Raw genomic sequence first — 12,849 nt, 5'->3', positions numbered from 1 at the left:
GTTGGGTTTACAAAACCTCAACAAAAAGATAAAGCGAAAAGCCCGGCCCGAGGATACGAGGGATACGCCATAAATAAAAAAAGTCAGGTAAACCTGACTTAAGTTTTTTACTCTTTTTACTATTATATAATTATTTTGAAACATTTTAATCTACTTCAGCTTTAATTGGTTTAGGAAAATCATCCAGCTTAATAGTTTCATAATACAATTCTTTAGATAAGAAACCGAAATTTTGCTTTTTTAGAATATTGAAATAAGCATTTCTATATTGCTCAGAATCTGGTTGTGTTTTATAATGCAACAACATTTGATTCTCATTATATCGTACAGCATAAGTTAAATATTCTAAATCCACATTAGGTTGTTGTAAGTTATATTGAGTTATTAATGCCGACCAATTCGGAACCGAAACTACAATTAAACTTACATAAACCACCCAACTCATTTTATTTAGTAAATAAAACGTAGTTTTTACATGCTTCACTTTTACATAAGTGAAAAATAATCCCACTAGGCAAACAGCTAAAAAACATAAAACACCTAACCTTTGGTAAGTTAATCCTAAATGCACAATATAATCTACTGTTTTTATTGCGGTTAAGCAAACTAACAAGGAGTTTAAAACAATCCAACCGAAAACTATTTTTTTAAGATTCTTATTATGTTTTGAAAAGTTTAATCGATTTCTGAAAAAATATAGAATAACTACAACAGCCATAAGTATTGAAACGATAAGTGAATTTACACGCTGATGTGTTTGAATACTTAGGTTCGCAAAATTTTGAGGAATAAAAAATTGCTCGTACGCATAAATACCTATAAATAAAATCAATAAAACATTAAGAATTGAAAATGTAATTACACCACTATTTATTTCAACTTTTTCAGGCATATACGCATTCTCATCTTCTTTATAAGATAACCCATCTTTACATGAAGCCGAAAATTGTTGCAATCCACTATAAATCCATCCGTCCCAAAAACTAAATGACAAATAAAAACCTAGCAAGAAAATAACAATAAGGAATACATTAATATTGAAATTGAAGTTTAAAAAAACATTAGATAAAAAATCACTATTCAGTATATAAATAGATACAAATCCTATAATAAATAGAAATGGAATTATGGCATAAGCAACCATCTTTTTTAAAAATACAGCTTTGCTTGTTGCAGGAATGGCCAATCCTGGTTGGGGTAAAAAAACACGTGCAAAAGTTGCAAGCCCTTGTGCTGGAACAGCCAAAACGGTAAACGGAAGTTTAAACGTTGGATACTGCGCATACACACGCAATAAGGCTAAAGACAAAAAGGTCATAATAAACGTTTCGGGACCAAAAAGCCAAGCATTAGAAATTAAAATTAATAAACAACAAATGCTCACCAACAAAAAGTTTGCGTTTTTTTTAGCTTTTGGAAATTGAAACCAAGTGAGCAGCAAAAGAAAAAATCCGAAAAGGCTAAGATTAATACCCACGCTTTCGTTGTAAAATAAAGCTGTAAAAACCACAGCTGAAATTAAAATTAAAAGATGTTTTTTCATGATGATTGAATTTAAATATAAAGTACTTTGCTATTCAAAGTTATTGTTTAAAAAAATAAGACAATTAGTGTCTCATTAATTTTTCTAAAGCAGCTAAATGCTTTTTAAACTCCGCCTTTCCTAATTGCGTTGCTTGGTAAGAAGTTTTTGGCTTTTTACCCACAAACTCCTTTTTAATCAAAATATATTCTTTTTTTCAAGCGCAGCGGTATGGCTGGCTAAATTTCCATCGGTAACGTCAAGTAAAACTTTCATTTCATTAAAATCTACCCAATCGTTTACCATTAAAATGGACATGATGCCAAGGCGAACCCTACTTTCAAAATCTTTATTTAGTCGTTCAATAATCCCCATGCTAATTGTATTTTTTATACAGAATAATTCCGTACAAAATATGTAACACCCCAAAACCTAAAGCCCAAAAAACAAGTGCATAATTGGTTACAAAAGCAGCAATAAGCCCTAAAACAATTTGGCAAAATCCTAAATATTTAATATCGGAAAATGTATATTTTTCTGCATTAACAAGTGCCAAACCGTAAAACAACAACATAACAGGTACTAAAAGCCAAAATAATTTATGCGCAAGCAAAGACAAACAAAAAATACCGCCCGTTACTAACGGAACTGCCAAAGCAATCAGCACATTTTTGCTTGCTGATGTCCAAAAAGGAAGCTGTAATTTTTTACTTTTACTTACCGTAAAATAAACCCCAGCCGAAATAGCAACTACCAAAACAACCAATGCCAACATAACAAAACTAAAAACCGAATACGTATTTGGCTGATTCTGGTTTACCTGTAACATAAAATGCGCTATGTAAGCACCAACTAATGCAACCGTACCAGCTAAAACGCCGCTTAATCCGCTTAATGAAATAAAACGCGTAGAACGTTCCATCATATTTTTAATGTGCGATAAATCGTCTTGAATTTTTGATGCCATATCATTTTACTTTGCAATACAAAGTTATTTGAAAAATTTAAATATCCTACAAAAAAATATTATTTTTATAGTTGAAATGAAATACCCATGAAAACATTTTATATTGAAGGAAAAAATGTTGTTAGCATTCCGAGCTTTTACATAGAAATAAACCGATTGCTGATGCAAAATGAAACTTGGCAATTAGGTGAAAGCTTGGATGCGCTAAACGATGTGTTGTACAGCGGATTTAGCGCAATAGCAAACCACAAAAAAATACTTTTTATTTGGAATAACAGCCAAATAAGCCGAGTTAATTTAGGATTACAAACTACCCGAACTTATTTAGAAACAAAATTAAACAACACCATGTACAACAAAAAGTTGATACAAAAGCAACTTGACGAATTGGTACAAGGCACCGGTAGCACGTATTTTTAAATTCTGCTCGAAATATTCGAATCTCATCCCAACATAATGTTAGAACTAAAGTAAGTTATAAATGGCTGACAAGCCAATTGTTGAAATGCCATTCGGTTGTTTTAACACTGCGTTTTGCATGGCTTGGGCCAAATTAGCAGTTGTAACAGGTTTGTATTTTAGTAACAAACCAAAAGCATTTATAATTTTTGTAAGACGAATAAAAACCTTTTCGCCCATTCGGTCAGAATTAGGACGAATTAATCCTGCGGGTTGAAAAATAATGGTTTTAGTAAACAAAAGTTTTTTAACCGCATCTTCTAAACTTCCTTTTAAATTATTGTAAAAAAAAGCCGAATCGGCCTTAGCTCCTACTGCAGAAACTAAAACAAATGTTGAAACTTGGTTGGCTGCACATAAGCTTGCAAATTCATATTGATATTCATAATCTACTAACCATTGCGCTTCTTTACTTCCGGCAGCTTTAAGTGTAGTACCCAAACAAGAAAAAGCAACATCACCAACAAAATGCTCTTTATAATTTTGCAATTCATCAAAAGTAACAACCAATTCGGTAAGCTTAGGTTCGGGCTTAAAACTTGCTTTACGAACCACAACCAAAACTTGTTCGTAATCAGGATTTTGTAACAATTGTTGTACAAGTTGTTGTCCGGTTGCGCCGGTTGCGCCTAAAACCAATGCTTTCATAGTTAAATTCGTTTAAATGCTTGTTATAATCGATATTAAAAATACTCAATTAAAACAGATATTCGTTATAGTGGTACGAATAATTCAATACAAAAGTTATGAAAAAAACATTATGCCTTTTGGGGTTTGCTTTAACCTCAGCCCTTGCTTTAGGACAGAATATAAAAACTAAAAAAAATCAGATTTTATTTGATGACAAACCCATTGCAACATTCAAAGCTCAGAAAAGATGGTACACCATTTCTGATTTAAACGGGCAAGAAATTTTAAAAATTAAACCCAATGTACATGTTATAGATCAAAATACAAGAGAAGTTTATTACGAAGTTACATCGCCCGATGGTGCAACGTACGTTTCTATTTATAATAAAGGGGATAAATCTCCTATCTCGTTTGAAAAGAAAATGTTACTTGATTTTACGCTTGCCGAATATAAACTTTTTACTCCTGAAGGATTAGATACTCAAGTTGCCGAACAAATTTTAGCTTCTAATTTAGACGTGAAGGCGATAATTATGGGGAAAGAAAAGGTTATTGATGATGAATTAAATCGCATAAACAAAATCGCGGAAAACAGCAAGGTAGATTTTAACGATAAAGGTGAAATTGTTTTGAATTACAAAAACAAATACGGATCGTTAAAAAGAAAAAAAGGGAGCGGTACTTTTGATTTGATTTATGAAATTTACAACGCAGACGGAAAACAAATTGGCATTTGGGAAAGCGCAAATAATAACGGAACCTTAGTTTTTACAAATGGTACAAGCGTTGTAATTCCGGCACAAAAAGCAAAACCAGAATCGCGTGCGTCGTTTGATCCGGTGGCCACAGCCATTGTAGGTTATGCTATAGAAAATAAATATATTAAATTATAAAAAATAAAAAATCGAAGAAAACCTTCGATTTTTTTATGCGTTAGGGATTGAAGCAGCATCCTTTTTAAGCTTTTTGCTTAAAAAGATAACGCGAAAAACCGCCGTTTGCCTGCTTATAAAAGGCAGGCAAACGAAACGCCCTTATAATTGTTTTTGCATTACATAATCTTCCATTAAATAACCGTTACCGATAGCAATATCTTCTTCTTTTATAATTTCGAAGTTATTTTTAGTGTAAAAATGTAGGGCATCGTTATAACGGTTTACATTTAAAAATACGGCTGTACTTTTGGCCATGGCAGCTTGCATAATCACATAATTCATAAGTTTTTGGCCCAATCCTTTTTTATGCTTATCAGTACTAACATACAACTTATGTAATTTGGTTTGGTTGGTTTGATCGGCATTGTGCTGGTAGGATGCAAATCCGACGGGTAAATCGTTTTCGTAAAGCACAACGAATTGATGGCCTTGGTTTAGCTGTTCTTCTAAGCTTGATAATGCATAAAAGTTTGACAACATGTAATTAATTTGGTCAGAATCTAAAATTTTTGCGTAGCAAATGGGCCAAATTTGATAAGCCAATTGTTTGATAATGGGTAATTGGCTTGTTGTTATGGATTGAATATTCATATTAAAAAAAATGCAACCTAAATTTACTAATTTGGTTGCATATTACGGGTTTATTTTTGTTTTTTTGATCGACGCTGACGCGCGAATAAAGTATTTTTCATTAACATAGCAATGGTCATTGGGCCAACTCCACCAGGAACGGGCGTAATCCAAGATGCTTTGTTTTTAACATTATCAAAATCTACATCGCCTTTAATTACATAACCCTTTGGGTTCGTTGCATCAGGCACGCGTGTAATACCTACATCTACAATTACAACGCCGTCTTTAACCATATCTGCCTTTAAAAATTCTGGAACGCCTAATGCAGTAACAATAATATCAGCTTCTTGACATAATTCGTTTAAGTTTTTGGTATACGAATTGGCTAAAGTTACAGTAGCGTTACCTGCCATGCCTTTTTGCGACATTAAGATGCTCATTGGACGACCAACAATGTTAGATCGGCCAATTACTACTACGTGTTTACCTTTAGTTTCAATAGCATTACGGTGTAATAATTGTAAAATTCCGAACGGTGTTGCTGGAATAAAAGCTTCTAATTCTAAAGCCATACGACCAAAGTTGGTTGGATGAAACCCGTCTACATCTTTATCCGGATCAATTGCCATTAAAACGGTTTGCTCATTTATATGTTTTGGCAAAGGTAATTGAACAATAAATCCGTCAATTTCATCGTCAGTATTTAACTCGTCAATTTTTTGTAATAATTCGGATTCAGTAATGGTTTCAGGCAGTTCTATTAAGGTAGATTTAAAACCAATTTTTTGACAGGTTTTAACTTTAGAACCAACGTAAGTTAAGCTTGCTCCGTTAGAACCTACTAATACCGCAGCTAAATGAGGTACTTTTTGGCCTTGATCTAAAAGAGCTTGCACCTCGATTGCGATTTCATTTTTAATTTCTTCAGAAACTTTTTTTCCGTCTAGTAGTTGCATAGTTGTGTGTTGTAATGAATTGTGTTGTTGTTATAGATAAAAGTAGAAAGACGCGTTTGCACGCGTCTTTATTCTAGTTATTTCATCATTCCTTTCATGCCGCCCATCATGCGCATTAAATTTTTACCGCCAGAGCCTTGCATCATTTTCATCATTTTGCTCATTTGGTCAAATTGTTTCAGCAATTGATTAATTTGCTGAATGCTTGTTCCAGAACCTTTAGCAATACGTGCTTTACGTTTTGGGTCTATAAGTGCAGGCGATTTACGTTCACTTGGCGTCATTGAAAATATAATAGCTTCGATGTGCTTAAAAGCATCATCTTCAATTTCTACATCTTTTAAGGCTTTAGAAGCACCAGGAATCATTCCTACAAGGTCCTTCATGTTACCCATTTTTTTAACTTGTTGGATTTGAGACAAGAAATCGTCGAAACCGAATTCGTTTTTGGCAATTTTTTTCTGAAGCTTACGTGCTTCTTCTTCGTCGTATTGTTCTTGCGCGCGTTCTACTAACGAAACTACGTCACCCATACCTAAAATACGGTCGGCCATACGATCTGGATAGAACACATCAATCGCTTCCATTTTTTCACCGGTACCGATGAATTTGATTGGCTTATTTACAACCGATTTAATTGTAATAGCAGCACCACCGCGTGTATCACCATCTAATTTAGTTAAAATAACACCATCAAAATCTAAACGATCGTTAAAAGCTTTAGCTGTATTTACAGCATCTTGCCCTGTCATAGCATCTACAACAAATAACGTTTCTTGCGGTTGAATAGCTTTATGAACGTTAGCAATCTCGGTCATCATTTCTTCATCAATCGCTAAACGCCCTGCTGTATCGACAATTACAACATTAAATCCGTTTGCTTTTGCGTGTTTAATTGCATTTTGAGCAATTTCAACTGCATTTTTATTTTCTGGTTCCGAATAAACTTCTACCCCAATTTGTTCTCCAACTACATGAAGCTGGTTAATAGCTGCCGGACGATAAATATCACAAGCAACTAATAAAACTTTTTTATTTTTTTTAGTAGTTAAAAAGTTAGCTAATTTACCAGAAAAGGTAGTTTTACCCGAACCTTGTAACCCCGACATTAGGATAACTGAAGGATTACCTGATAAGTTTACGCCAACAGCATCGCCACCCATCAATTCGGTTAATTCGTCTTTTACAATTTTAACCATTAATTGACTTGGTTGCAAGGTAGTTAATACGTCTGCACCAATTGCTTTTTCTTTTACACGTGTAGTAAAATCTTTAGCTATTTTAAAGTTTACGTCGGCATCTAATAAAGCTCTTCGAACTTCTTTTAATGTATCTGCTACGTTTACCTCGGTAATTTTACCATGGCCTTTTAAAATATGAAAGGCTTTATCAAGTTTATCGCTTAAATTATCAAACATAATTTTTTGTATCGAATTTTAGAACTGCAAATTTAATAATTTGATTGATAGTATAAAATAAAAAGTAACATATAAAAAAAAGTGCTGCAAAAAACACAACACTTTTTTTATTTAAAAGATAGAAAGATTGTTTTCAGTTTAAAATTATTATTGTCCAAGCCAATAAATAAGCTTTCCGGTAGCTTTTCCTATGTGATATATAAACAAAAAAGCCAATAAAACAAGGATAAAAGCATGAAGTTTTTAGTTAAATAAAATGGTTGATTCATAATTATTCTTGGTTTAAAAAATATTTTTTATTCTACCACGTACAACCAATTTACTTTTTTAAAAAGAATATTGCAAATTTTCAATTTACTTTTTTACAATTGGCGGAAATAAAGCAGCAACTTGCCCCGTAATTAATCGTTCTTGATTCAGCCAAGAATATGGAGCAGGAATAGTACTTGTAAGTTGCACTGCATCTTCATTTTCTGCAGCTAATAAAGTTTCGGTAAGTACAACTGGTTCTGGTCCATAAATAGCAGCACTTGTAAATGCACCTTCACGACGTCCGCCACAAATAACCCACATTTGGTTTAAAGTTGCAGCAGCATACGGATAATAATCGGCCTTATTTGTTGGTGGATTTTTTATTGAATATAAATTCGCATCAATTTGTACTTTAAGCGGATGCGGCAAACCAGCCGGTGCAGCTAAAACATCTGCACGTAACGCAGCGTACATTCCGCCAAGTTCGGTTATTTCTAACTCATAAGCTACAGCCAACGCAATGCGCCCAATTGGAGTACTTGTAACGCTAACTTCATTTCCTGGCGTTGCCCAGCCTAAATCACGTTCATTTAAATGCGTTGCTCGGTAGCGTGCCAAAACAGATCCGTCTGGTCCGGCTAAAACAACAGTATGATAAACTTTATCTGCATCTTTTTCAGGATAACTGCCTACTACATAACCAGCACCTGCTTTTGCTATGGCACAAAGCTGTTGCTCAAAAGGGCCATTTTGGCTTTCTGCAGCATTTAATATTGCATTTATTGTGTTTGTATGTGGTAATGCAGAGAGTTCAGGTAATACTAAAATTTCGTTTTTAGCAACTTTAACTCCAGCAAGTTTTGATTCGTTTGTTAACCACTGAACCGCTTTTAATGAAGTTGTACACGTTGTAGTAGTTGCGTTTGCATCGGTAGGAGAACGATGAAAAGAAAGTAATGGATTGTATAAATCTGTTTTACGTTTTTTTAAAATTTGTTGTTGACGTACAGCAGCTTCTTCAAGCTGAATGATTGCTGTGTAAACCCCATGAAGCCCATAAGGCAATTCTTCTGGACCAACAATTGGTGCTTGTGCTATTTTTTGCCCCATTGGATTCCAAATACTAGAACCGCCGTTGTAATACAATTGTTTTTTAGTTAATGGATTTGTTTCTATTCCGGTACGTGTTGCACAAATGGTAAAAACACCATTTAAAGCACTCATATGTTGCACGTGTGAAACGGTAGAATGATCTCCAATTAATTCTGCTTTTGATGAACCTGGCATAATACGATCTGAAACGGAATGCCAACCAATTATTTGAGCACCTTGTAACATAGCCAAACGTGCATATTGCCAATACGTATCGTCGTAACAAATTAGTAATCCAATTTTTCCAAGAGCTGTATCAAAAACAGGAATACCGGTATTACCCGGAGCAAATACTTTTTGATCTTGTGAGTTTAATCCGTTTTTACGGTAAACTCCAACAATTCCTTCTGGTCCTAATAAAACAGCTGAGTTGTACGGTACATTGTTTTCAATATCACGTTCGGCAATTCCGACGCTAATGTACATGTTGTGCTTTTTTACCAAAGGCAACAATGCTTCTGTTGTTTTTCCGGGAATGGTATCAAAATACGGAGCCATTTCGTTGCTATCTGTAAACAAATAACCACTTAAAATGGTTTCAGGAAAAACAGCATAATCAACATTTTGCTTTGCAACTTCAGAAACCGCATCAACCAAATTGGTTAAATTCTCATTAAAACTTCCCCATTTAGGAATAAAATCTACTGCTGCAACTTTAATTTTTTTATGCAATAAAGTACTCATAAAACAATATTTAAAACGATGAATAAAAGACTATAACCTATAACTCAAAATTTTAACAATAATTATAAAGACTTTATTTTTACATAAAACAATAAAAAAACAGTTAAACCAAAGTTTTTTTTAATAAAAAAATGCAATTACATGTTTGTAATTGCATTTATACGAATAGTAGATTTAAAACTGGAAATAAATAAATGGTTGGGGGCCTTCTTGTGCAGTTGCAAAAACCAACCAATAAACCAAAGCTAAAATAATAGCCTTACCAACCAAAGGCGCTTGAATAAATACAGCTTGAATTTTTTGTAACCAGGCTGTTGGTAAAAAGTGCCAAACTAAACCAATTAACATTACTAAAAACACATTGGCATACCCTTGATAAATAATATACCATTGGTTAAAATCAAACGTTAGTTTACCAATATTGGTTATAATTTGTAATGCGGTATCAAAATCTTTAGCTCGGAAAAAAATCCAACAAAACGTTACAAAGTTAAAGGTTAAAATAACAGCGAATATTTGCCATAAAGTTTTGCCAAACGATTTTTTATCAGTTTCAGGAAAATATTCTAAAACCAATTTATGCACAGCTAAAGCAACCCCGTGCAATGCACCCCAAACAATGTAACGCAAACTTGCTCCGTGCCATAAACCACCTAACAACATGGTAGTCATTAAGTTTACGTCGGTAAACATGGTGCGTTCTTTGTTTTTAGATAATAAAAAGGATAAACAGAAAACTACCAACGAACCGATTGCTATAAGTAATGGAATTATAGATGCATCTAACATGTAAATTCCCCAACCTAAAACAGCTGCAAAAAACAAAACCGGAAATAAAAAACCAGCAAAGGTTCCGTTTCGGTTCCCTCCTACTGAAATATATAAAAAATCTTTTAACCAAGTAGATAACGAAATGTGCCAGCGGCGCCAAAATTCGGTAATCGATTTCGATTGATATGGCGTATTAAAGTTAGTTGGTAACTTAAAACCTAATAACAAAGCAATACCAATGGCCATATCTGAATAACCCGAAAAATCACAATAAATTTGAATAGCATATCCGTAAGAAGCCATTAAATTTTCAAACGGAGTATAAGCCGTTGGTAAATCGTACACACGATCAACAAAGTTGGATGAAATGTAATCGGATATAACAACTTTTTTAATTAATCCTCCAATAATTAATAGCATTCCCTGATTCATATCCTCTTTCGTGATGGTTAAATCGGTATAGATTTGCGAAAGAAAATCTTTGGCGCGAACAATAGGTCCGGCAACCAATTGCGGGAAGAAGGATATAAAAAACAGATAATCTATGTACGATTTGGTAGGTTTAATTTCTTTTCTGTAAATCTCAACTACATAACTTATAGATTGAAAAGTAAAAAAAGAAATTCCGACCGGAAGTGCAATTTTTTGAAATTCTATAAACGAATTACTTACCGTGTTTATAGAATCTATAAAAAAGTTCATGTACTTAAAATACCCCAAAAGCCCTAAGTTAACAATCACGCTAAGCGTAACAATAACTTTTTTGGTAACTTCAGATTTGGCATAATACATGCGTTTCGTTACAACATAATCAAACAGTGAAGAAACTACAATAAGAATAAAAAAAGCTCCGCTAGATAAATAGTAAAAAAATAACGAAAAACAAATTACATAAATTAAACGGGGGTAAAAAGTTTTACGTAAGGCAATATAAATGCTGTAAAACACCAAAAACATGGCAAAAAATCGAGCCGTGTTAAATAACATAGGTTCGGCCGGATTGTAAGTAAACCAAGCTTGAACGGTTTCGGCATTTAAAAACTCGAATTGCGGAATAATATGTTGGTTAAACCAATTTTTCATTTAGTACTAAACTACTTGTTAGAAATATAATTTTGATAAGCTTGTAAAAGCGCATCAGCTAAAACTTTTCCTTGTTGTTCATAACCAGCTTTGGTATAATGTACTTCGTCTTTAGCTAAAAAACCTTTTTCTTTACTTTGCTGAACGCCTTGCTTGCCTCCCATTGCATGGTACATATCAAACACAGCAATTTTATTGCTGGTTTGAGCAAAAGCTACAAGCGCTTGTGTATATTCATTAATATACGTGTTTTCGTATTTTTTATATAAGGTTGATGGCGGTGGCGTAGTAACCAAAATGGCAACATTAGGATTGTTTTGTTTTACTTTGGTAGTAAAAATTTCTAGCTGATTCATAAAATCGGTTACCGAAACTTTATCGAAAGATTCATTAGTACCAAAACTTACAATTAATAAATTAGGTGCTAAAGCTTGCATCTGCTCAAAAAACAAATCAAACTTGTTGTAATCAGAAAGTTTTGCTCCGTTTACACCAATTCCGCTGTAAGTAATTCCAGATTTATTGTTTTCTAACACCAAGCCGTTTATAAAATATTCATTACCTACTTGATTAGGAATTAAATAAAAGGTACTTAATAACTTATCTGAATTGTATGCGTAGCTTGTGCCATCATTTTTTAAATCAATAATTTCAAAATCTGACGTATTGATATCAATAATTACTTGTTGCTCGTTACCAACTTTTAAAACTTTACCAATGGCAATGGTATTCGATTTTAATCCGTTATTTTTTTTAATAAAATCAACCGTTGTTTTGTAATTGCGTGCAATGGCCGACAAGGTTTCACCAGCTTTTACTTTGTGTGTAATGGGCTTGGATGCGTAGTTTTGAAACGGAATTAACTTACCGGTGCTTAAACCTACATCAAAAAAACGATTGTTATTGGGTTGAATAAGCTTTATGGTATTTACATAATCTTGTTCGTTGCGAATGGTAACTTCAATAGCCGAATTTTTATTGGTTGTAAACAACAAATAACCAGCAATTCCGATAGGATGTTCATCAACCGGACGTACATTTCGGCTTGATGTAAACATGGCATTGGTTTTATATGTAATGGTATTAGGTCCGTTTGTTTTGGCTAATTTGTGCGGAAAAACAAAACCCAAACCGCCATTTCCAAACTTTTGTTGCAAATCAGCTTTAGCTGCATTGGTTAAAAAATCGGCTTGAATATGTGAATCACCAACCTGTACTATTCTAACCTTGCCTTTTTGCGTAGTTTCTAAATCTTGTAATTGTTTAAAAAAAGAATTTAACGCAGCTGCGTTTACAATCGGATCGTTAGTTGGTTCCGGTTGTAAAGGTGAAATAAAAGCAGAATCTGCAGCTACAGGTTCAGCAATTAAATCTTGAAAAGGTTGTGCATAAGTAGATAAAATTATGCTAAAAACGAAAATACAAATACAATTTTTAAAAGGCATAC

At 33.5% G+C, this 12,849-nt stretch carries 11 protein-coding genes and 1 pseudogene; 2 read left to right on the top strand and 10 right to left on the bottom strand.

What is annotated here, in order from left to right:
- Positions 1 to 145: 145 nt before the first annotated feature.
- The 3 genes and pseudogenes from K5I29_RS13370 to K5I29_RS13360 all read right to left on the bottom strand — a co-directional run bounded on the left by K5I29_RS13370 (position 146) and on the right by K5I29_RS13360 (position 2,489).
- On the bottom strand, positions 146 to 1,543 hold the full coding sequence (locus K5I29_RS13370) for a DUF4153 domain-containing protein (protein ID WP_264433855.1): 1,398 nt from the start codon (positions 1,541 to 1,543) through the stop codon (positions 146 to 148).
- A gap of 64 nt (positions 1,544 to 1,607) precedes the next feature.
- Positions 1,608 to 1,897, bottom strand: a pseudogene (locus tag K5I29_RS13365) (winged helix-turn-helix domain-containing protein).
- 1 nt (position 1,898) lies between these two features.
- Entirely contained in the window at positions 1,899 to 2,489 is a 591-nt protein-coding gene (locus tag K5I29_RS13360) for a hypothetical protein (protein WP_264433854.1), read from the bottom strand.
- An 87-nt stretch (positions 2,490 to 2,576) separates the two neighbouring features.
- Between K5I29_RS13360 and K5I29_RS13355 the strand changes: the two genes are divergently transcribed.
- Positions 2,577 to 2,909 carry a ribonuclease inhibitor gene (locus K5I29_RS13355; RefSeq protein WP_264433853.1) on the top strand — a complete coding sequence of 111 codons (333 nt, stop codon included), beginning with the start codon at positions 2,577 to 2,579 and terminating at the stop codon, positions 2,907 to 2,909.
- Positions 2,910 to 2,954: 45 nt separating this feature from the next.
- Here K5I29_RS13355 and K5I29_RS13350 read toward each other — a convergent pair whose 3' ends face one another.
- Positions 2,955 to 3,596 (bottom strand): NAD(P)H-binding protein, encoded by a 642-nt coding sequence (locus K5I29_RS13350; protein WP_264433852.1) that lies wholly within the window; start codon positions 3,594 to 3,596, stop codon positions 2,955 to 2,957.
- A gap of 98 nt (positions 3,597 to 3,694) precedes the next feature.
- On the opposite strand from K5I29_RS13350, the gene K5I29_RS13345 reads away from it, so the two are divergent.
- Positions 3,695 to 4,471, top strand: coding sequence for a hypothetical protein (locus K5I29_RS13345; RefSeq protein WP_264433851.1), 777 nt, complete (start codon positions 3,695 to 3,697; stop codon positions 4,469 to 4,471).
- 141 nt (positions 4,472 to 4,612) lie between these two features.
- Here K5I29_RS13345 and K5I29_RS13340 read toward each other — a convergent pair whose 3' ends face one another.
- From K5I29_RS13340 to K5I29_RS13315, 6 genes are all read right to left on the bottom strand, one after another.
- Positions 4,613 to 5,104, bottom strand: a complete 492-nt coding sequence (locus K5I29_RS13340) for a GNAT family N-acetyltransferase (RefSeq protein ID WP_264433850.1) — start codon at positions 5,102 to 5,104, stop codon at positions 4,613 to 4,615.
- Positions 5,105 to 5,154: 50 nt separating this feature from the next.
- Positions 5,155 to 6,042, bottom strand: coding sequence for a bifunctional 5,10-methylenetetrahydrofolate dehydrogenase/5,10-methenyltetrahydrofolate cyclohydrolase (locus tag K5I29_RS13335; protein WP_264433849.1), 888 nt, complete (start codon positions 6,040 to 6,042; stop codon positions 5,155 to 5,157).
- A gap of 77 nt (positions 6,043 to 6,119) precedes the next feature.
- Positions 6,120 to 7,460 carry a signal recognition particle protein gene (gene ffh, locus K5I29_RS13330; RefSeq protein ID WP_264433848.1) on the bottom strand — a complete coding sequence of 447 codons (1,341 nt, stop codon included), beginning with the start codon at positions 7,458 to 7,460 and terminating at the stop codon, positions 6,120 to 6,122.
- Positions 7,461 to 7,814: 354 nt separating this feature from the next.
- Positions 7,815 to 9,548, bottom strand: a complete 1,734-nt coding sequence (locus K5I29_RS13325; protein ID WP_264433847.1) for a carbon-nitrogen hydrolase family protein — start codon at positions 9,546 to 9,548, stop codon at positions 7,815 to 7,817.
- A 174-nt stretch (positions 9,549 to 9,722) separates the two neighbouring features.
- On the bottom strand, positions 9,723 to 11,402 hold the full coding sequence (locus tag K5I29_RS13320) for an MBOAT family O-acyltransferase (protein ID WP_264433846.1): 1,680 nt from the start codon (positions 11,400 to 11,402) through the stop codon (positions 9,723 to 9,725).
- Positions 11,403 to 11,413: 11 nt separating this feature from the next.
- The gene (locus K5I29_RS13315) at positions 11,414 to 12,847 is read right to left on the bottom strand and encodes a GDSL-type esterase/lipase family protein (RefSeq protein WP_264433845.1); all 1,434 of its coding nucleotides are present in this window, start codon (positions 12,845 to 12,847) and stop codon (positions 11,414 to 11,416) included.
- Between the last annotated feature and the right edge of the window lie 2 nt (positions 12,848 to 12,849).

The sequence above is a fragment of the Flavobacterium agricola genome (genome assembly GCF_025919725.1).
Taxonomy (GTDB): Bacteria; Bacteroidota; Bacteroidia; order Flavobacteriales; family Flavobacteriaceae; genus Flavobacterium; species Flavobacterium agricola.
This window is presented reverse-complemented; position numbering and strand designations above follow the sequence as displayed.

Excerpts from the sequence above, each read along its gene's own strand:
- K5I29_RS13360 (WP_264433854.1), bottom strand. The coding sequence starts at position 2,489 with ATGGCATCAAAAATTCAAGACGATTTATCGCACATTAAAAATATGATG.
- ffh (WP_264433848.1), bottom strand. The coding sequence starts at position 7,460 with ATGTTTGATAATTTAAGCGATAAACTTGATAAAGCCTTTCATATTTTA.
- K5I29_RS13335 (WP_264433849.1), bottom strand. The coding sequence starts at position 6,042 with ATGCAACTACTAGACGGAAAAAAAGTTTCTGAAGAAATTAAAAATGAA.
- K5I29_RS13370 (WP_264433855.1), bottom strand. The coding sequence starts at position 1,543 with ATGAAAAAACATCTTTTAATTTTAATTTCAGCTGTGGTTTTTACAGCT.
- K5I29_RS13355 (WP_264433853.1), top strand. The coding sequence starts at position 2,577 with ATGAAAACATTTTATATTGAAGGAAAAAATGTTGTTAGCATTCCGAGC.
- K5I29_RS13345 (WP_264433851.1), top strand. The coding sequence starts at position 3,695 with ATGAAAAAAACATTATGCCTTTTGGGGTTTGCTTTAACCTCAGCCCTT.
- K5I29_RS13350 (WP_264433852.1), bottom strand. The coding sequence starts at position 3,596 with ATGAAAGCATTGGTTTTAGGCGCAACCGGCGCAACCGGACAACAACTT.
- K5I29_RS13315 (WP_264433845.1), bottom strand. The coding sequence starts at position 12,847 with ATGCCTTTTAAAAATTGTATTTGTATTTTCGTTTTTAGCATAATTTTA.
- K5I29_RS13340 (WP_264433850.1), bottom strand. The coding sequence starts at position 5,104 with ATGAATATTCAATCCATAACAACAAGCCAATTACCCATTATCAAACAA.
- K5I29_RS13325 (WP_264433847.1), bottom strand. The coding sequence starts at position 9,548 with ATGAGTACTTTATTGCATAAAAAAATTAAAGTTGCAGCAGTAGATTTT.
- K5I29_RS13320 (WP_264433846.1), bottom strand. The coding sequence starts at position 11,402 with ATGAAAAATTGGTTTAACCAACATATTATTCCGCAATTCGAGTTTTTA.